Origin of the sequence: Marinomonas sp. THO17, from assembly GCF_040436405.1 — a bacterium.
Taxonomy (GTDB): domain Bacteria; phylum Pseudomonadota; class Gammaproteobacteria; order Pseudomonadales; family Marinomonadaceae; genus Marinomonas.
In genome coordinates, this window is record NZ_AP031575.1 from 2886153 (window position 1) to 2904277 (window position 18125).

The 18125-nt window shown below is 43.9% G+C and carries 17 protein-coding genes; 7 read left to right on the top strand and 10 right to left on the bottom strand.

Going from position 1 to position 18125, the window contains the following annotated elements; all coding sequences use genetic code 11:
* Positions 1 to 24: 24 nt before the first annotated feature.
* Positions 25 to 393: a cupin domain-containing protein gene (locus ABXS85_RS13745; RefSeq protein ID WP_353667088.1), complete on the top strand. Its 369-nt coding sequence runs from the start codon at positions 25 to 27 to the stop codon at positions 391 to 393.
* Between the two features lie 69 nt (positions 394 to 462).
* On the opposite strand, the gene ABXS85_RS13750 is transcribed toward ABXS85_RS13745, so the two are convergent.
* The 5 genes from ABXS85_RS13750 to ABXS85_RS13770 form a co-directional block, all read right to left on the bottom strand.
* A complete protein-coding gene (locus ABXS85_RS13750) occupies positions 463 to 1548 on the bottom strand; it encodes a methyl-accepting chemotaxis protein (RefSeq protein WP_353667089.1) in 1086 nt (361 codons plus the stop codon).
* A gap of 98 nt (positions 1549 to 1646) precedes the next feature.
* Positions 1647 to 3044 (bottom strand): APC family permease, encoded by a 1398-nt coding sequence (locus ABXS85_RS13755; RefSeq protein ID WP_353667090.1) that lies wholly within the window; start codon positions 3042 to 3044, stop codon positions 1647 to 1649.
* 52 nt (positions 3045 to 3096) lie between these two features.
* Complete coding sequence (locus tag ABXS85_RS13760; protein ID WP_353667091.1) at positions 3097 to 4389, bottom strand: FAD-binding oxidoreductase; 1293 nt, start codon at positions 4387 to 4389, stop codon at positions 3097 to 3099.
* 50 nt (positions 4390 to 4439) lie between these two features.
* A complete protein-coding gene (locus ABXS85_RS13765) occupies positions 4440 to 4856 on the bottom strand; it encodes a Rid family hydrolase (RefSeq protein ID WP_353667092.1) in 417 nt (138 codons plus the stop codon).
* Between the two features lie 61 nt (positions 4857 to 4917).
* Positions 4918 to 6057, bottom strand: coding sequence for a tyramine oxidase subunit B (locus ABXS85_RS13770; RefSeq protein ID WP_353667093.1), 1140 nt, complete (start codon positions 6055 to 6057; stop codon positions 4918 to 4920).
* Between the two features lie 241 nt (positions 6058 to 6298).
* Here ABXS85_RS13770 and ABXS85_RS13775 point away from each other — a divergent pair, with 241 nt between their 5' ends.
* Positions 6299 to 7132 carry a helix-turn-helix domain-containing protein gene (locus tag ABXS85_RS13775; RefSeq protein WP_353667094.1) on the top strand — a complete coding sequence of 278 codons (834 nt, stop codon included), beginning with the start codon at positions 6299 to 6301 and terminating at the stop codon, positions 7130 to 7132.
* Positions 7133 to 7207: 75 nt separating this feature from the next.
* On the opposite strand, the gene puuE is transcribed toward ABXS85_RS13775, so the two are convergent.
* From puuE to ABXS85_RS13800, 5 genes are all read right to left on the bottom strand, one after another.
* Positions 7208 to 8143, bottom strand: coding sequence for an allantoinase PuuE (gene puuE, locus ABXS85_RS13780; RefSeq protein WP_353667095.1), 936 nt, complete (start codon positions 8141 to 8143; stop codon positions 7208 to 7210).
* A 164-nt stretch (positions 8144 to 8307) separates the two neighbouring features.
* Positions 8308 to 8472 carry a hypothetical protein gene (locus tag ABXS85_RS13785; RefSeq protein ID WP_353667096.1) on the bottom strand — a complete coding sequence of 55 codons (165 nt, stop codon included), beginning with the start codon at positions 8470 to 8472 and terminating at the stop codon, positions 8308 to 8310.
* Positions 8473 to 8474: 2 nt separating this feature from the next.
* Positions 8475 to 9833, bottom strand: a complete 1359-nt coding sequence (locus tag ABXS85_RS13790; protein ID WP_353667097.1) for an ammonium transporter — start codon at positions 9831 to 9833, stop codon at positions 8475 to 8477.
* 161 nt (positions 9834 to 9994) lie between these two features.
* A complete protein-coding gene (gene eutC / locus ABXS85_RS13795) occupies positions 9995 to 10849 on the bottom strand; it encodes an ethanolamine ammonia-lyase subunit EutC (protein ID WP_353667098.1) in 855 nt (284 codons plus the stop codon).
* Positions 10849 to 12267 (bottom strand): ethanolamine ammonia-lyase subunit EutB, encoded by a 1419-nt coding sequence (locus ABXS85_RS13800; RefSeq protein ID WP_353667099.1) that lies wholly within the window; start codon positions 12265 to 12267, stop codon positions 10849 to 10851. The genes eutC and ABXS85_RS13800 overlap by 1 nt, the downstream gene beginning before the upstream one ends.
* Positions 12268 to 12470: 203 nt before the next feature.
* Here ABXS85_RS13800 and ABXS85_RS13805 point away from each other — a divergent pair, with 203 nt between their 5' ends.
* From ABXS85_RS13805 to ABXS85_RS13825, 5 genes are all read left to right on the top strand, one after another.
* Positions 12471 to 13451 (top strand): helix-turn-helix domain-containing protein, encoded by a 981-nt coding sequence (locus ABXS85_RS13805; RefSeq protein WP_353667100.1) that lies wholly within the window; start codon positions 12471 to 12473, stop codon positions 13449 to 13451.
* A gap of 242 nt (positions 13452 to 13693) precedes the next feature.
* On the top strand, positions 13694 to 15091 hold the full coding sequence (locus ABXS85_RS13810; protein WP_353667101.1) for a DUF4856 domain-containing protein: 1398 nt from the start codon (positions 13694 to 13696) through the stop codon (positions 15089 to 15091).
* 73 nt (positions 15092 to 15164) lie between these two features.
* On the top strand, positions 15165 to 16172 hold the full coding sequence (locus tag ABXS85_RS13815; RefSeq protein ID WP_353667102.1) for a sterol desaturase family protein: 1008 nt from the start codon (positions 15165 to 15167) through the stop codon (positions 16170 to 16172).
* 57 nt (positions 16173 to 16229) lie between these two features.
* A complete protein-coding gene (locus ABXS85_RS13820; protein ID WP_353667103.1) occupies positions 16230 to 17129 on the top strand; it encodes an EamA family transporter in 900 nt (299 codons plus the stop codon).
* A gap of 134 nt (positions 17130 to 17263) precedes the next feature.
* Positions 17264 to 18109 carry an arylamine N-acetyltransferase gene (locus ABXS85_RS13825; protein ID WP_353667104.1) on the top strand — a complete coding sequence of 282 codons (846 nt, stop codon included), beginning with the start codon at positions 17264 to 17266 and terminating at the stop codon, positions 18107 to 18109.
* Positions 18110 to 18125: the final 16 nt, after the last annotated feature.

The window sequence follows — 18125 nt, forward strand, 5'->3', positions numbered from 1 at the left end:
TGGCTTTTTTAAATAGGAGTTTTTATGAAGATCACGCGAATTTTTCATCAAGACGATGGTAAAAGTGAGTTTGCTGAATTGGCTATTGCCTTGCAAGACGGCGGCCCAATCGGTTTCCTGTCCGAGCGCTTTCCTGCGGGTGAGATTTTATTTCGTGAAACCCCCGGTGATTATGATTTTAAATGGCACCCCGCTCCGCAAAGACAATTACTCTTCATTATCAAAGGGCGTTGCGAGTTCATGGTTTCATCGGGTGAAACCCGCCAATTTGGCGCGGGAGATGTCTTGTTATTAGAGGATACGCAAGGACAAGGGCATTGCAGTAAGGCCCTTAATAATGAAGTTAGACACTCCATTTTCGTGACCTTGCCGGACGATATTGAACTGGTTTGAGTCATGAAATATGACCATGTCTATTTAGGATAGAAACACCAAAGGTTTTCTATCCTATTCCTAGAATGGTTATGTAATCTGACTCAAAATATAATTCTGTGTAGTCTCTAAACTCCTTTCAATGCTTTGCATTTGTGTTGCAAAGCTTTCTTCTAAAGCCATGATCTTATCTTTATCTTGCGATGGCTCAGTCATTTCTTTCATCAAACTATTTATGTGTGAAAGTTGGTCGCCAAGTTCAATAAAACTGGTGTGTTGACGAAAGTTAAATTCGTTGTCTGTGCCATTATAATACCAATCCCCTAGATACGTGGTTTTAATATCAATAACCTGATCCCTTGATGACTGCTGCCAAGCGCCGATGAACATTTGGTTATGCCATAAGGTTAAGTCCAATATACTGGTGGCAAGGTGTGCATGCGCCATGGATTGATAGCCAGAACTCATCAATTTTTGCGAATGTTGAGCGGTATGTTGAAACGACTCACTTAATTTTTCACATGATTGATTGGTGGCTAAGCTATCCGTATACAGTGCATCAATTTGTTGTCCGACTAGGTTGGTATGAGAATCAATTTTTTGCACTAGGGTAGAGATGTGTTCACTGGACTCACGTGCCTTATTGGCCAAAGTCCGAACTTCATCGGCAACTACGGCAAAACCTCGGCCATGTTCACCAGCTCTTGCTGCTTCAATGGCCGCATTTAATGCTAACAGATTGGTTTGTTCTGAGATGCTTTGAATGATATCGGTGAAGCTTTTGATCTCATTAGCGGTATGACGTAAGCCATTTACATCATCTAAGCTTTTTTGCGTCTTTTCAGCAATATGACTAATTGACGTTTTGAGCTGATGAATATCAGAGGTGTTTTGCTGTATTAATTTATCAGTACCTTCCGATTCGCTCATAGGTTCAAATAGCAGATCCAATATTTTGTTGTTCGCTTGTAATACAAAAGAAAAGCTTGGTTGAAGGTTTTTAAGTAGTCGAGGTGCTTCATCTGGCTGGGGTTTTTCAGCGCGAAGCGTGTGATTTTTTAGACGGCTAAGCTCAGTCTTGAGCTCGTTTAACTGTATTTCTAAGTGGTATTTTTCTGAATCGGATTTGGCTAGGGCATCTTCAAGTGCAAGCTGTTTTTTCTTTCCAAACATCATAGGAATAATGTCTCCATTTTGGGATGACGAGAAAATTAAAACTAAAACAGCACCTACATTGAGGTGCTGTTAACCATGAGGCTAAACTTAAACTTGAGTTAGTTCATATCGGCTTCAAATAGACCGCGTTTCATAAAGAACTTCACCCAAATGGCACCAATAATGGCGAGCAAAAGCAAGATACCTCCGGTAATGCTGTATACCATTTGTGTCATTTCAGGCGTCGGTGAGTTATTCAGAGCAATGTAAAGCATGCCTAATACACCGAGTATCTGTGGCAAGGGATAGAAAGGAGTGCGATAGGGGCGATTGTGATTAGGTAAACGTTTACGCAACACCATCACATTGATGTGTGCAACGCAGTACGCGAGAAGCCAGCTGGTGGTGGCTGCGATGACTAAAACAATCAGAGAGTCAATGCCAAATACAAAGAAAGGAATACTCGCTCCAATGGCAAGCATCAAAATGGCTACCCAAGGTGCATCAAATTTGTTTGTTGCTTTAAGCTGAGGGAATGCCTGACCTTGCTCGGCCATACCTTGAAGCATACGCGGCACTGCAGCAAGAACTGTATTCATGGTACTGCAAGTGGCGGCCAGTGCCATGATGGTGGCGATGATTAGTCCTGCTTGACCAAACACTGCATTAGCATAGTCAAGGTAAGGCAGCGGTGATTCTAAAAGACTGGGTATATCAAGATATAAACTTGCGCCATAAGTAAAGGCGAGGAAAATGAAAAAGATCATGAACAAAGATAAATGCATGGCGCGCGGGATATTTTTGTTCGGGCTTTTAACATCCTTTATCAATGGACAAATAAATTCCACACCAACCATAGTCCATAGGGCTAAGCCAACCAGACCAATAAAACTGCCATCCAGTACACCGCCAAAGCTCCAATCGACACTGGGCCCTGTTAGGGATGGTTGGGGCTCTCCAGTACCTGTAATGGCTACTAAGCCAATTAAAATCAGCGCACTGATCAGAACGAATGCGAGTAAATTTTGTACCTTCGCGAAGACGTCTGTACCAATCAAATTGGTAATGGTAAACAATCCTAATATCAGCAAAGGAGCTACTTTTTCAGGCAACAGTCCCGGCAATAACTGACCTAACATGGCGTCGACCAGAAACATTTCTACCGGCAGAGCTAAAATAGCAACCACAACGTAACCTGCGAATACAGAAACAATTGCAGGAAAGTGGCCGATGGCTTTTTGAGTGTAGGTGGCTAATGTGCCTTTCTCAGGAAACATCAAAGACAGTTCGGCAAAGCTCATGGCATTAAATTGCGCGAGAATCAAGGCAGTGATCATGGCGGCAATGAAGGCCATGCCACCAATTCCTGTGCCTTGTAAAGCCGAAATCATAGCACCTTGCACTATGACCAAACCAACACAAATCCCCATCATTGTTGGTAGGCCGAGTTTTTTTACTGAGTGAGTGGCGGCCGAAGCCGCGCTACTAACCGTTTGAGATTGAGAGAGATCTGACATTTTTTGTTCCTCTTATGGTTAAGCGTTTAAACGCTTTTTTTAGATATATTGTTTACAATCGATCAAATCGATAGGGTTTCGGGTCTATCAGGGGCGTAGCATTGGTGACTAAGTCCGCAGCAACCTGCCCGGCGGCTGGACCAGTACCAAATCCATGACCGGAAAAACCTGTTGCTATGGTTAAGCCTGGAAGAGCGTCAATACGATCAATAACTGGGTTTGAGTCTGGTGTGACGTCAATCAGTCCTGCCCAGGCTTCTTCTACTTCTGCTTCGGCAAATGCAGGCCATGCTTTGGTTAAATTATCCAAAGCATCTTGGTTGAGTTTGGGATTAAACTTGGGATTTCTGGTTCGAATTTTTTCGAAAGGCGATACTTGATTTGCTTTCCAGTGTTTTGGAAGCATTAATTCTTTGAAAAAATCTTTGCCAAAGGACACATTTAAAAAGCCGCCTTGGGCTTTTAATTGCTCCAAGTATTTGTGCCCAATAAGCAAGTGATCAAAGGTGATAGGCGCATCTAATTTGCCACGCTGGGTAATGATAAAGCCGCCATCTTTGTGTTTGCGAAAGGAAAAGTCTGGGCCGCCCACCGCGATATCGGTTGGCCCTTCCATAGGCTTGGTACGTAAGACGGAACAGATTAATGGTAAAGTCGGCAGAGCAATGCCATGATTACCAAGGAAACGACGAGACCAAGCGCCACCTGTGAGTAATACTTGGTCGCATTGTATTTCACCATGTTCAGTCACGACACCACTCACTTTTCCTGTGCTGGTGATCAAACTGCGGACCGCGCATTGTTGGATTAAGATTGCGCCTTTTTCAATGGCAGCTTTGGCCATAGCGCTTGTTGCAATGGCTGGTTCAGCACGACCATCGGAAGGCGTATAAATGCCACCTTGCCAATCGGCTTGCCCACCTGGTACATGTTGATCAATCTCTTTTGCGCTGAGCATTTTAGAGTCGAGATCTAAATGCTCAACAGATTTTAGCCAGCCTTCATGCATAGCGACTTGTTCTTCAGTTTTAGCAAGAAATAAAATACCGGATTGTTTATAACCTACTTCTTGCCCGATACGTTCAGGCATTTCTGCCCAAAGTTTGTCTGCGGCTGAGGCAAGAGGAACATCCGCTGCATGGCGACTGGTTTTACGAATCCAGCCTAAATTTCGAGACGATTGCTCTCCTGCAATGTGACCTTTTTCCAGCAGAACAACAGGAATATTGCGTTCTGCCAATGTCAGTGCGGCACTGATACCAACGATGCCGCCACCGATAATCACCACGGAGGTAGATTTAGGGATCTTGACTCCAGTGACAACAGTATCGAGAAGTTTTGTCATATGTGTTTACCTTGCAATGACGAGGCTGTCAGGTAATCCCTCATCAGAGATTAAAGAGAAATTCTTTGGGTTGGCGCTTTATCGGCACCGCGATAAGCCGTTACTTCCAGTTCAACCTTGTATTGTGTTGAGCCGAGTGGCGGGCAAGTTACCGTGGTCGCTGGATCAATGCCTTGAAATTTAGAGCCTACGAACTCCATGACTTTGTGCGTGTCGGCTGGGTCTTGAATAAAAACGCGCGACATGACAACGTCAGCAAGACAGGAATCAACCGCTTCGAGTGCTGTTTCTATGTTGTTAAAAACTTGCTCAGCTTGCTCTAATACGTCGACTGGGATTTCTTTAGTAATAGGATTTCGTCCCGCGGAGTTAGAGACAAATATCCAATTGTCGACGGCGACAACACGTGAATAACTGCCGATTTCTTCGAACTTGGAACCTGTTTTTAGCTTGATGATGTTTGCCATTGTATTGCCTCAATATCGAAAAAGTGCTTCCTTGGCATGGGTTTGCCAAGGAAGGTAAAAATTATCTAAGTACTGGGGTATCCCAAAGATTGAGTTTGACGCCGATGCCTTTTTCTAAAGCGTTACGATAGATTTTGGTTGCCCAAGCAACGTCTTCTACAGGCATGCCGCCGACAGATAGAATGATGATTTCTTCATCGTTTTGGCGGCCCTGAGTGTCCCCTGCGACGATAGCGCCAAGGTCTTCAAGATCGTCTTTAGTGATTAATCCTTGCTCTACCATGTCCATAAAACGCACACCAGGTAGAGGAATGTGGTTGTGGGCAGGTTTGGGAACTTCTTCAAACCAAGCTTCATAAAGACCGGTATTGTCTAGTACTTTGCGCACGTCTTTACGTTCCATGTCTTCATCTAGGCTGCAGTAAGCTGGCATGGCTAAATAGGTGCCAGGTTTCACCCATTCACGCTTAACAAGAGGGTATTTAGATGGGTCACCGGTTTCACCAGAGTTGCAGTAAGTGACGATGTCAGAACCGCGTACCACTTCTTCTATGGTGTCTACCACTTCAATCTTGGTGACTTGTGGGTAGTTTTCTTGTGCCCAAGTAATGAAGTCGTCAATGCTTTTCTGACTGCGCCCTTTTACTTTGATGGTGTCAATTAGTGGGCAGGCGGCGATAAAGGCGGCTACTGATGTTTTACCCATCACACCTGGGCCAAGTAAACCCACTACTTTGGAATCTTTGCGCGCCAAATGGCGAGCGCCCACACCCGGAATGGCACCAGTACGGTAAGCGGAAAGCAAGTTGGCTGACATGTAGGCAAGAGGAGCACCAGTGTCTATGTCGTTCAAGATCATCATAAGAATTGAACGTGGTAGACCTTTTTCACGGTTAGCAATATTAGAGCCGTACCATTTGACACCACAGGTTTGAAAGTCTCCACCAAGGTAAGCTGGCATGGCCATCAAGCGGCGGTCAGCAGTTGGTTTAGGCATATTTGGAAAAGGAGATTCTTCTGGAAAGGTGATCATGGCACCGTGAGAATCACTGTTTGGGCCTGCCATGCGGTAATCACCTGTATGCAGCAGTGCAAACATTTCTTCCATGGTGTCTACGCATTTTGGCATGTCCGTTACGCCAGCTTTAATCATGTCTTGTTCAGAAAGATAGATAAAATCAATTTTAGTATTGTCTGACATTAAAGATGCCTCGGTTGAAAAAGTGTTGTATTGATATCGCTCAGGCTAGTTTTAATAAGCGAATAGGCCGCTATTAATGACCTAAGAGGTAAAAAAGACAGCGGATTCTTTTAATGTAAATTCATATTTGTCATTCGTATTGAACTTTTGCGACATTATCATTACATTCCTTTTCAACTGAATATTGGCGTTATTTTTGCTTTACATTTAGACTGACTTACCTTCAACAGAGGTCTGAATTGTGCCGCCAACTTCTATTATTGATCGAGTTTCATGTATCCATTCGAAACAGCCTTGGTTTGTCTTGAGTGCTGCGCAGGATTTTTCTGTCAGTCCTTCTATGCGCCCTGAAATTTCTCATTACTACAGTTTTGAGGCCGATAAATCAGCCGAGTCCGCTTTTGCGATTCCAGATGGGTGTGTTGATATTGTGTTCGATTGCGATGAGTCAAACCCTGTTGCGAATGTTTGTGGTACCGCATTGGAAGCTACTAACCCATGTTTTATTCATCGCCATAAATATTTTGGCGTGCGTTTTGCGACGGGAGTGATTTCAGAGTTGTTTGATGTGTGCGCGGAGGATTTGGTTCAGCATCAATATAATTTGTTGGATATGGCACCTAAAGCAAAACAAATGTTTGAGCAAGTTGTTGATGAGCAATGTTTTTCTAAGCAGGTATCCATTGCTGAGAGATTTTTTACTGGTCAAGGAGCGCGTGAATTTTCTGCATTGACGGCTATGGTTGTTCAGCATATCTGTGAGCAAAAAGGTAATTTAAGAATGGAAGAACTGGAGTGTTTGACCGGTTATACCTTACGTACGATACAGCGTATATTTCGTGATGAAGTTGGTATGTCACCAAAAATGTTTTGTCGCATTGTGCGCTGCCAATCGGCGATCTACGATATTAACCATAATGATGATGTCACTTTTTCAGATCTAGCGTGTGATCTAGGGTTTAGTGATCAATCTCATTTCCTGCGCGAATTTAAAAGATTGGTAACAGCGACGCCGTTAAATTACCAGCATCAAGTCAAAAGCGACTCTTACCAGAATCGCATTCGTTATTATTAAAACAGTTTTCGTGATCCAAAAAAGGGCAAAATGTCATTTTTAAAGCCCTTTTTTGATGCTCAAAAGGTGAGAATACTAGTTCTTTTGCGGTGGGTGGTGTTCGATCCAATGGTTGGCAATGTCACAGCGGCGGGTGATCCAGACCTTGTCATGAGACTGAACATAATCAAGGAATTTCTTTAGGGCCATAAAACGACTGGGCTTACCAAGTGTACGACAGTGCATACCAATGGACATCATTTTAGGGGTTGTTTGGCCTTCTTCGTAAAGACAATCAAAGTTGTCTTTTAAGTATTGGAAAAATTCCTCTCCATGACTGAAACCATAAGGTGACGAAAAGCGCATGTCGTTGCAATCTAATGTGTAAGGCACAATAAGATGCGGTTTCGTCTGACTGGCGTCTTCATGGTGTGGGACTTTGACCCAATAGGGCAGATCGTCACCATAATTGTCGGAGTCGTATTTTAGCTGTGTATGTTCGGCAACCAGTGCACGGGTATTGGGCGAATCTCGTCCTGTATACCAACCCATTGGTTTGACGCCTGTGAGGTTTTCGATCAGCGCTAAGGCTTCCTGCATATGGCGTCTTTCTTCTTCGATTGGCATCTCTTGATAATGAATCCATTTTAATCCATGACAGACAATCTCATGATTGGCATCGACAATGGCTTGTGCCACTTCAGGATTACGTTGCAGAGCGGTGGAAACCGCAAAGATGGTGAGTGGTAGGTCACGGCGTCTAAACTCATTGAGAATCCGCCAAACCCCAGCACGAGAGCCGTACTCGTACAGAGATTCCATACTCATGTGCCTGTCTTTATAGGCTTGAGCGCCAAACATTTCAGATAAGAAGGTTTCAGAATGCTCGTCACCATGCGCCACACAGTTTTCACCGCCTTCTTCAAAATTTAGTACAAACTGAACGGCAATACGGGCGTCATTTGGCCAATTGACCTTGGGTAACTGATCGCGACCGTAACCTGCAAAATCTCTTTCTAAATAATGTTTCATGTGTTGTGAGCTACCTAAATGAATCAGTTAATAGAGGATACTTAGATTGTATGCAAAAACTTTGCTAATTTTGACCTTTCGGTTGAATTTTTAGCAGACAAACAAAAACGCCCCCATGACATTCGTCATGGGGGCGTTTATTTACCTTAGCTAATCAGTCAATGTTATTTATGATTATCAAAGGCTTTTGTTTCATGCTTCATAATGAAACGAATAAGACCAACAACAATGCCAGCCACGCCTAGGCTGAATAGCATTAACAAAATTGGGCTATCAGCAAAAGTAAAGTAAGCTGATACGTTTTCCCATGAAGTAATTGATGTACCCATAATTAAGCTCCTTTCGCTTCTAGATCACCAGATTCAGTTGTGTTGCCTTTAGCAGGTACGCTCTCTGGATAAGGGTGAGCTAAGATTTCAACTTCGTCCAGACCCAATACTTCTACATTTTCTGGCACACGTAGTACGTTGAATTTCTTCAAGATGTAAGACACAAGGTAACCAGGAACAAAACCAAGTACCGCCATCACAATGGCACATACTGTTTGGCCGTATAGGCTGATTGCTGGGTTGCCACCAACGTTTGGCGTACCGCCTGCAAATACCCCTACTAGGATGACCGCAACCACACCAGTTACACCGTGAACGGAAACGGCGCCAACAGCATCATCAATGCCTTTTTTCTCAAGGAATTTGGCTGCACCAACCGCAATGAAGCTTACGCAAGTTGCGATGATGAAGGCCAAACCTGGATCGTATAGATCAAGACCTGCGGCAACAGAAATGATACCAACCAGACCACCAGACATGGTCCAGAAAGGATCGCGAGTTGCGATGTAACAACCGATTACGCCACCTGCAAAGCCCATTAGAGTATTGAACGCAAAAGCAGACAAGTTAGTTGGGTTGTTGTAGATGGTTGTCCAGCCAGTGTCGCCACCGTTGAAGATGATACAACCGCCTAGGAAACCGAAGAAACCAAAGATGATCATCATCAAACCAATCAGGGTCATTGGTAGGTTATGAGCACGGATTTGTTGTGGTACACCATTGATGAATTTGCCCACACGAGGTCCTAGATTGATTAGAACACCCAAAGTAAAGAAGCCGGCAATAGCGTGTACAACACCAGATGCACCTACGTCATGGTAACCCATTTCTGTCAGCATCCAGCCGTCTGGGTGCCAGCCCCAAGCGCCAGCAAGAATCCACACAGCACTACCAAGGATAACGGTTAGGATAAGGAAAGCACTAACGCGAATACGCTCGATTACTGCACCAGACATGATAGAGCCAGTCGTTGCACCAAATAGTGCGAAGGCAGCCCAGAAGATACCTGTGCCCATGTCTTGAACGTCAGGCCCCATGCTTTGTGACCAAGGCAAAGCGCCAGACGCTTCTGCTGGAATGATACCACCAGGGAAAGCATTGTAGATCCACCAGCCAAATAGGTAGAAAGTTGGGATGATAACGGCCAAGGCTAAGATGTTTTTGACACCAGCTGCAAGGGCGTTTTTACTACGAGACGCACCCATTTCGTAGGCTAGGAAGCCTGCGTGAATCATTACCATGATGGCGGTACACCACCAGTAGAAAACTTCTACATTCATGGATTGGTGCATATTAAAGATCGCTTGCTGAGCATCGAGAGACGCTTGCAAGGACTCCAGAGTTGGGGTTTCTGTTGCCATAGTTTTCTTCCTTTTAGTGAAGTAGTTAGCTTTATAAGTGACCAAAGTCATTATTTATACAACGTCTTAGTGCGCTGCTTTTTTATATGTCAATCCATGATATTTCGGTTTGTCTAAGACAAACTTCTACTGTTTTACCAGTAGAGTCCTTGGACGTTTCTTTATGAAACTAAAAAGTTCTCCGTTGATTGGGCGTTATGCTCAAGTAAATCGTCATCCGATCTGTCTTTTAGTTTGACGCCGGATAATTTTAGTGTGCGTGCTTCGTTTAACAGATAAAAAGCTTTCCGTGCTGCTTCTGCATAAATCAGGCCAGCTGGACGAATATTAGAAATACAGTTGCGGTAAGCGTCTGTGTAACCCACTTTTCCACCCCAGGTTAAATACAGGCCTAAACTGTCTGGAGAGCTTAATCCAGGGCGTTCACCAATGAGCACGATGACGCACTTAGCATTCAGCCTTTCGCATATGTCATCGCCGATGGCAACACGGCCTTGTTCTACAAAACAAAGGGGGGCAATTGACCAGTCTTGCTGATTAAGTGGATTTTGAGGCGATAAATAACCAAATAATGCTTCTAAAAAGGGCATGGTATTTTGTTCGACTGCTAAAGATGACAATCCATCCACGACGGCAATAGCCAAATCGTATTCTGTTTTTGCTGTTTGAAAGTGTTGATCTAAGCGCTCAGCTGACGCTTGATCTAAGCGACGACCAAAATCGGGTCGCTGTAAATAAGTAGCGCGGTCCATCGCGCGACTGTGCAAGAATAGGGGGGCACAGTTTGGGGCCCAATCCTGAGCCATAATTTTTTGCGCGAGCTGTGGTGCATTAAGTTGGGTATGCACTGCATCAATGGCTTGTGCATGAGCCAGTTGAAAGGCCAATAAATGCTGGGTTGGTGTACTGACTCCTGAGCGGCCAAGGCCAACACGCGCATCGGTAAAGGTCTTAAGCTTTTGCCAGCTGTTTTCCGTCACGGCGCTTTCTTGTTGAGGTGATTTATCTTGCGCCATTACAGACCTCCTATTAAGCGTTGAAGGGAAGGCTGGAAGGCTGATGGTAATGTTGAATTCAAAGTGAACTGTTCGTTATTCTTGAAGATTTCCATCTTGGCTAACCATGCATCGAACTCAGGTGCGGGCTTTAGGCCTAAGGCGCGTCTTGCATAAAGGGCATCATGAAAAGAGGTGGTTTGATAGTTGAGCATGATGTCGTCAGAACCGGGAATGCCCATAATAAAAGTACAGCCTGAAACCCCTAATAACGTCAGCAAGTTATCCATGTCATTTTGATCGGCTTCGGCATGATTGGTGTAGCAAACATCGCAGCCCATTGGTAGACCTAGTAATTTTCCACAAAAATGATCTTCTAGGCCGGCACGAGTGATTTCTTTACCATCATATAAATATTCAGGGCCGATAAAGCCAACCACAGTGTTCACTAATAAAGGATCAAATTTACGTGCTACAGCGTAGGCACGGACTTCGCAGGTTTGTTGGTCTAAGCCATGATTCGCGTTAGCGGACAAGGCGCTGCCTTGGCCGGTTTCAAAATACATGACGTTGTTGCCAACCGTGCCTCGTTTTAAGGACAGGGCGGCGTCCTGAGCTTCGGCTAAGGTGGCGAGATTGAAGCCAAAACTGTCGTTAGTGGCTTGCGTACCGCCAATGGATTGAAACACCAGATCCACGGGCGCATCTTGTTCAATGCACTCAATAGTATTGGTGACGTGAGTCAGTACGCAGGATTGTGTCGGAATGTCATAATGCTGGATGACCTCATCCATCATCTTGATTAATCTTGTGGCTTGTTGAACATTGTCTGTCGCTGGGTTTATGCCAATTACTGCATCACCGTTAGCGTACAATAAACCGTCTAACATGCTGGCGGCGATGCCGGTTAAGTCATCGGTTGGATGGTTGGGCTGCAAGCGGGTAGAAAGGTGGCCCGGTAAGCCTATGGTATTGCGAAAAGCCGTACGCACATGACACTTCTTCGCCACTATAATGAGATCCTGATTACGCATGATTTTGCTTACCGCGGCGGCCATTTCTGGTGTTACGCCAGCCCGAATCGTTTTCAGCATCTCTGGGCTGGCCAAGTCACTTAATAACCAATCACGAAAACCGCCAACGGTAAGATGGGAGATAGGTGCAAAGGCTGTTTTGTCATGCTCGTCTATAATTAAGCGTGTGATTTCGTCGTCTTCGTAGGGAATCAAGGGTTGTTCAAGAAACAGTGTTAATGGCACGTCAGCCAAGGTCATTTGTGCGACGGCGCGTTGTTCAGCGGTTTCTGCACTGACCCCAGCCAAACGATCACCTGAACGTGCAGGTGTTGCTTTGGCCATAAGGTCTGCAAGATCAGCGAAGGTGAAGGTGCGCTCACCCAAAATATGACGAAATTGCGGTGCTTTGCGGTTTGGGCTCATGTATCGGCTCTTTAAACGGGTTTACTCACTGCTAAAAAACATAACACTGCTTTATTACGATGACGTGTAGAAAAGGCACAGGTTTTGCTCTTATCTACTTTATGGAAATTGCCGAAAAGGCGTTATCAAATAATGGCAAAATTAAATAACTATTAAAAATCAAATAGTTATTGGTTTTTCTGGATATGGAAGATGAGGTCGATATGTTAACCACAAACCCAATTGCACCAAATTGGAGCGGAAAAGTCCGGGTTTCTGAAGCGTATGATGCCGATTTGCATGCCAGTAACCTGACTGATTGGCAGCAAGAATACGATCAAACCAGTCGTGGTAACTTTTATGGCAGTATTGTCGAGTTGCCTTTTGATGGTTTGCAAGTATTTCGTGAGCATACCAGCCAAGCATTACAGCAAAAGTGTGTTGTCTGGCCGGACTCTGTTTGGTTAGGTATTCCTTTTGAAGCTCAGAAGGTCAGCCGTATCAATGGGTTAACCATTCATCCTAATACTATTATGTGTCGACCTGGTGACTGTGAGTTCCAGCTTTCAACGCCAGAAGAATATGATTTGTTTGGTTTGGTTGTGGATCAAGGTGTTTTAATGAAAGTCGCAGACATTCATGGCCTGGACTTGAATTGGAAGGAACTTACCGAGCATGGTCGTCTTGGTGTGCCAAACAAAACCTTAGAAGAAGTGCGTTTTTTACTGCAACGTTTGTTGTCGGTGGAGCAAAATGAAACCCCATCACGTCTGCAAAAAGATGTCGTCTTAATGGCCTTGCTGGAAGTGTTGAAGGTTGAGACCCCGCAACCTGCGCGAACACAAAGTTATCATAATCGTAAAAAAGTTGTGGATTGCGCCCGCAGTTTTTTGGATCAGCATATGGATGCACCGGTTACCGTTACGCAACTTTGTGAAGTAGCAAATGTAAGCCGCCGTACTTTGCAATACAGTTTTGAAAGTATTCTTGGAATGAGTCCAATTCAATATCTGCGTTTGTCACGCTTAAATGGTGTCCGTCGTGATCTTGTAAAAACCAGTTTGGCGAGCACAACGCAAAGGGTCAATATTAGTCAGGTAGCCGCGCAATGGGGATTTTGGCATCTTAGTCAATTTGCTAAAGACTATAAGCAACTGTTTGGAGAACAGCCTTCCCAAACACTGAACTGGCGGCACATAAGCTAAGCAGATTGATCTTGGCGAAAATTATACTTGTCTATACATTTTACACCCTTCTTAAGTTCATCAAATCACTTCATATATCTTATTTAAATTTTCATATGAGTTATAAATAAAAGTTATCGCATTATAGCTTTTTTTCATTAAGTAAAAATAAGAATCAATAGTATCTTTGTTGTCTCTTTGCGATTTTTTTGCATTTTTTATAATAACAAAATACTCAGCGTGAGTATGACTAGAGGTTCAATATGAAAAATAAATGGGTTTCATCTTTGCTGATGTTAAGTATGGCAGGAGCCGCACAGGCAGCAAAACCAACCTATGAATTTGGCATTACTTTAAAGGACTATCAGGGCGATAAAACAAGCTCAGTGTCATATGGCGGACAAATTGCGCGTCACGCATTGCATAACTCAATCAAGGTATTGAGTAAGCAAGGCAATGGGAAAGAGAATCAAGCTTTGCTGGATAACTTGAATCTGTATTTTTCAGGTACAGCGGCAGGTCGTGACATTATCGATCCTGTTACTAAGAAAGGTTTTGCGATCAAACAAAGCAAAATTGATGAATTGTCCTCCGGTAAAGACTTAGCAACCAGTGCCTATAAAGGTGTGGTCACTGGTTGGCCAGGTAATATGACGGCGGCGGAAGTACTGAACAGTATGATAGTACAAGCGGCGAAAACCAAAGGGGGCTTTGATCCAGTTAATGGCTATGACTATATCCAATTGATCTCGAAATTCTCTATGGGTGCTGTTTTCTATAATAAAGCGGTTAACCATTACTTGGATGAGAAATTAGGTGCCGATGTTCACCCTAATGATCAAGCCTATAAAGATGGCGTTGCTTACACAGGTAAAGAGCATGTTTGGGATGAAGCTTTTGGTTACTTTGGCGCGCCGATTCACGCTTTGAATTTAACGCCGCAAGAGGTTGTCGACATCACTAAAATGAAGCCAGAGGTGTTTGCTAAGGCGGATTACAACAAGGATGGCGTGATAGATCTTAAATCTGAGATGGCATTTGCTCACGCCTATTATGCCGCCAGTGTGGATGCGTCAGGTGGTACTCAATACTTCCAGACCATTATGCAAGCTTTCTATGATGGTCGTAAGCTGATACAAGATGCACAAGGAGAGAAACTCTCTACTGCTGAGCGTCAAAAGTTGCAGGCCTATGCTAAGGTCATTGCCGACAACTGGCAGAAAGTCATTGCAGAAGCGGCGTTTAAATACGCGGGCAGTGTCTACAAAGATATTGAAGCACTGCAACAAGCGGAAAAATCCAATGGTGATATTGCTAAGCCTTACCGTAACTATGTGAAACATTGGGGGGAGTTGAAAGGCTTCACCTTGTCATTGCAAGCGGCAGGCCGCGAATTGGGTGAAACGCAAGTTCAGTTGAATCGTTTGACGGGGTTCAGCCCAGTATTGTTTGGTGATTCACAAGTGGTTGCCGTAGGTGCTGATGGTGCATTCATTCAGGGTAAGAGTATTTCCATGAATGAGTACAAATTGAACATGCTGAAACTGCAAGTGCACTTGGCTGAGAAATTTGCGCTTAAAGCCAAGCTGAGTGACCGTACGGCAGGTATTTCCGATCTGATGGAAAACCTAAATACAGGCGTGAGTGCTGAAAACGACTAAGGTCGAACCATGATAAGAGAAGGCATTTTGCTTTCTCTTATCGTCATTTTTTTTCGTTTTTTCTTATGTTTTTATGACCTATCTTGATTGGTTGTTGAGTGTGTTGCTGCAGACGTTTGCCGATTTGCAAAGCGTGCAGAAGCGGGTATCTATTTGGTATTTGATGTCAGCTTTATTGGTGGCAATGGTGTTTTTTGGGTGGCGTTATCCCGGTCAAGTAAAAGCACGTCTACAACAATGCCTTTCGCCGACGATTTGGTGGCATAAATCCGCGCAAACAGATTACATAGTGTTTTTGATCAATCGCTTTTTAATGGCTCTGTTAACGCCTAGATTACCATCAAGTGTGTTATTAACGACTTGGGTCTACTACCAATGTCAATCCTTTATGCTGGAGATGTCTCCAATCAGACTGTCGACCAGTCTTGTGGTGGCGTTATTTACCGTGAGTTATTTTTTGCTCGACGACTTTAGTCGTTTTTATCTCCATCGCCTGTTGCATAAATGGCCCATTCTTTGGGCTTTTCATCGAGTTCACCACAGTGCCAAAGTGCTTACCCCCATGACGGTGTTTCGTACGCACCCAGTAGAAGGCATGCTGTTTTTCTTACGTGCCTCTTTGGTTCAAGCGGTTTGTATTGGCGTTTTTGTTGTGCTGTTTCCTGATCAGGTTTCCCTTTACACGGTTTGGGGAGTGTCTATTTTTACCTTTTTATTCAATCTGTTTGGCGCAAACTTGAGACATTCGCCTGTGGTATTAAGTTATGGAAAATGGGAGAAGTGGCTTATATCACCTGCTCAGCATCAGCGTCACCATTCTTCCAATATTGAGGATTATGACTGTAACTTTGGCGTGGTTTTAGCGGTTTGGGACAGGATGCTTGGGTCTTGGAAACAGGCCAGTAGTGATCAGACATTGTCCTTTGGAACCAATACTGCATTCGATCAACATCGTTTTGTTGGTCTATATCTTATACCTTGTTATCAGGTTTTGATGAGCCTTATGATAACAGGCAAAAGGATTGTACATCGCTTTCATTGGGTTATATTGTCAGTTGCATCGTTTTTATACGCGGCTTAAATGAGCTGCTGAGCAGTGAATGCTCTGTGTGTTTTAAGCCAATAAGGAACCGGTTTTATGCAATTGCTCTCCATATCAAGAACACAATTTGCGTCGGCGGTTGTGTTTATTGCCGCCTCTTTTTGGGGAATTTACTGGATGCCATTGAGATATTTAGAATCTCGAGGGGTAGATGGTATGACGGCTGTCGCCTTGTTAAATCTTCCTGCTATTTTGCCCTTGCTGTTATTGGTTGGGCTGACTTGGCGACAGTACCGCCCCTATTGGCGTCAAACTCTGTTGGTCGGTTTTTGCACTGGAATGGGTATTGCCTTGTATTCATCCGGTGTTATTTACTCCTCAGTCGTTCGGGCCACTTTGTTATTTTATTTAACCCCTGTTTGGGCCACTTTAATCGAAATTGTTTGGTTAAAAGAGCGGGTTGTATGGTCCCGTTGGTTGGCGGTTTTTATCGGCCTTTCAGGTATGGTCTTGTTGCTTTCGGAAGGTGATCTTGGTTCGCAGGGGAAAGGCGATTTACTGGCGTTTTTATCTGGTATCTTTTGGGCATTGGGTGCCTCAATGGTTCGACGTTATGATCAGATACCGATAGCAGGTATGGCATTGGGACAATTTTCTTTCACCGCATTAGGAGCCTTAGTCATTGGTTATCTGTTTGCCCCTCTCGCTCTGCTGCATCTTGAACTCACGCCTTCTATTGTTTTGGTGACCTGCTTGGTCTCCTTGTTGATTTTTATGCCGGTCGTAACCGCTATTTTTTGGGGGCAGAAGTTAATTAATCCAGGCCGAGCAGGTTTGCTTATGATGTCGGAGGTGGTGGTGGCGGTGACTTCCGCGAGCATCATTTTACCTGAAGAACGTATGGGAGTAATTGAATATATGGGGGCTCTCTTTATTATTAGTGCCTGTATTATAGAGGTTTTTTTGGCGATTCAGCCTAAACCCCGTCTTGTCTAAAAATGAGAGAAGGTTTGAATCAGTCCGTCGTTTTGCCTGCGTAGAAAAATTTGCGCCTTCTTAACCTAGGTTAATTCTTCTATTTTTCTTTCTCTGTATGATCCACTTTATTGCGAAATACAAAGGGAATCACCATGTCAGATTTACAGGCTTATTTAGACGATTTACAACTTACTGTTCCGACTAGCCAATCTTTGGACTTTGTTTGCTCCTTACAATCTCATCATATTGCACAGTACAGCTTTAATAATTTGGCCGTGTTATTGGGTGAGGACATTTCTTTAAATCTATCCCATATTCTCGACAAGATAGTCATCCAGGGGTTTGGTGGATATTGTTTTGAGCACAATAAATTGGCTTTTGAATTCTTGTCCCATCTTGGTTATGACGTACGATTGGTGATGGCGCGGGTATTAAATGGTCAATTATTAGATCGTCCGCGTACTCACAGAATTACTTTGGTCAGCATACAAGATGATGTGTATCTGGTTGACATGGGATTTGGAGCAGATTGTCCTACGCAACCATTGCGCTTAGAGCCAGACATAGAACAAACCATTGCAACGGATACCTACCGTATTGTGAAGAGTGCGGATGGGGAATTCGATTTGCAAATTTGGAAGCCGCAATCTAAGCAGTTTTATACCCTATATCGCTTTGATTTGGCCCATTACACAGATGAAGATTGTGTCTTGGGAAACTTCTATTCTTCAAAACATCCTAAAGCTGTCTTCGTGAATAATTTGGTAGCCAGTATTAAGGATGATAAGCGTACGGCGGGGATTCGTAATCATGTGTACTTTATCCGTCAAAACGGTACTGAAACCGAGTGTCTGATAGAGTCCGCTGAAGCATTACATAAGCTATTGGCTGAGGCCTTTCATATTCATGTAGAAAGCGTCATTGCAGAACATTTATTTGATCGTTTTATCGCTCCGAAACTAGCAGAAGTACATGCTTGTAATGCCATCAATCCATAGTCACTAAGACAAGGAC

Bases quoted from the DNA above. Each gene is read 5' to 3' on its own strand.
- ABXS85_RS13745 (WP_353667088.1), top strand. From the start codon at position 25: ATGAAGATCACGCGAATTTTTCATCAAGACGATGGTAAAAGTGAGTTT.
- ABXS85_RS13750 (WP_353667089.1), bottom strand. From the start codon at position 1,548: ATGATGTTTGGAAAGAAAAAACAGCTTGCACTTGAAGATGCCCTAGCC.
- ABXS85_RS13755 (WP_353667090.1), bottom strand. From the start codon at position 3,044: ATGTCAGATCTCTCTCAATCTCAAACGGTTAGTAGCGCGGCTTCGGCC.
- ABXS85_RS13760 (WP_353667091.1), bottom strand. From the start codon at position 4,389: ATGACAAAACTTCTCGATACTGTTGTCACTGGAGTCAAGATCCCTAAA.
- ABXS85_RS13765 (WP_353667092.1), bottom strand. From the start codon at position 4,856: ATGGCAAACATCATCAAGCTAAAAACAGGTTCCAAGTTCGAAGAAATC.
- ABXS85_RS13770 (WP_353667093.1), bottom strand. From the start codon at position 6,057: ATGTCAGACAATACTAAAATTGATTTTATCTATCTTTCTGAACAAGAC.
- puuE (WP_353667095.1), bottom strand. From the start codon at position 8,143: ATGAAACATTATTTAGAAAGAGATTTTGCAGGTTACGGTCGCGATCAG.
- ABXS85_RS13785 (WP_353667096.1), bottom strand. From the start codon at position 8,472: ATGGGTACATCAATTACTTCATGGGAAAACGTATCAGCTTACTTTACT.
- ABXS85_RS13790 (WP_353667097.1), bottom strand. From the start codon at position 9,833: ATGGCAACAGAAACCCCAACTCTGGAGTCCTTGCAAGCGTCTCTCGAT.
- eutC (WP_353667098.1), bottom strand. From the start codon at position 10,849: ATGGCGCAAGATAAATCACCTCAACAAGAAAGCGCCGTGACGGAAAAC.
- ABXS85_RS13800 (WP_353667099.1), bottom strand. From the start codon at position 12,267: ATGAGCCCAAACCGCAAAGCACCGCAATTTCGTCATATTTTGGGTGAG.
- ABXS85_RS13805 (WP_353667100.1), top strand. From the start codon at position 12,471: ATGTTAACCACAAACCCAATTGCACCAAATTGGAGCGGAAAAGTCCGG.
- ABXS85_RS13810 (WP_353667101.1), top strand. From the start codon at position 13,694: ATGAAAAATAAATGGGTTTCATCTTTGCTGATGTTAAGTATGGCAGGA.
- ABXS85_RS13815 (WP_353667102.1), top strand. From the start codon at position 15,165: ATGACCTATCTTGATTGGTTGTTGAGTGTGTTGCTGCAGACGTTTGCC.
- ABXS85_RS13820 (WP_353667103.1), top strand. From the start codon at position 16,230: ATGCAATTGCTCTCCATATCAAGAACACAATTTGCGTCGGCGGTTGTG.
- ABXS85_RS13825 (WP_353667104.1), top strand. From the start codon at position 17,264: ATGTCAGATTTACAGGCTTATTTAGACGATTTACAACTTACTGTTCCG.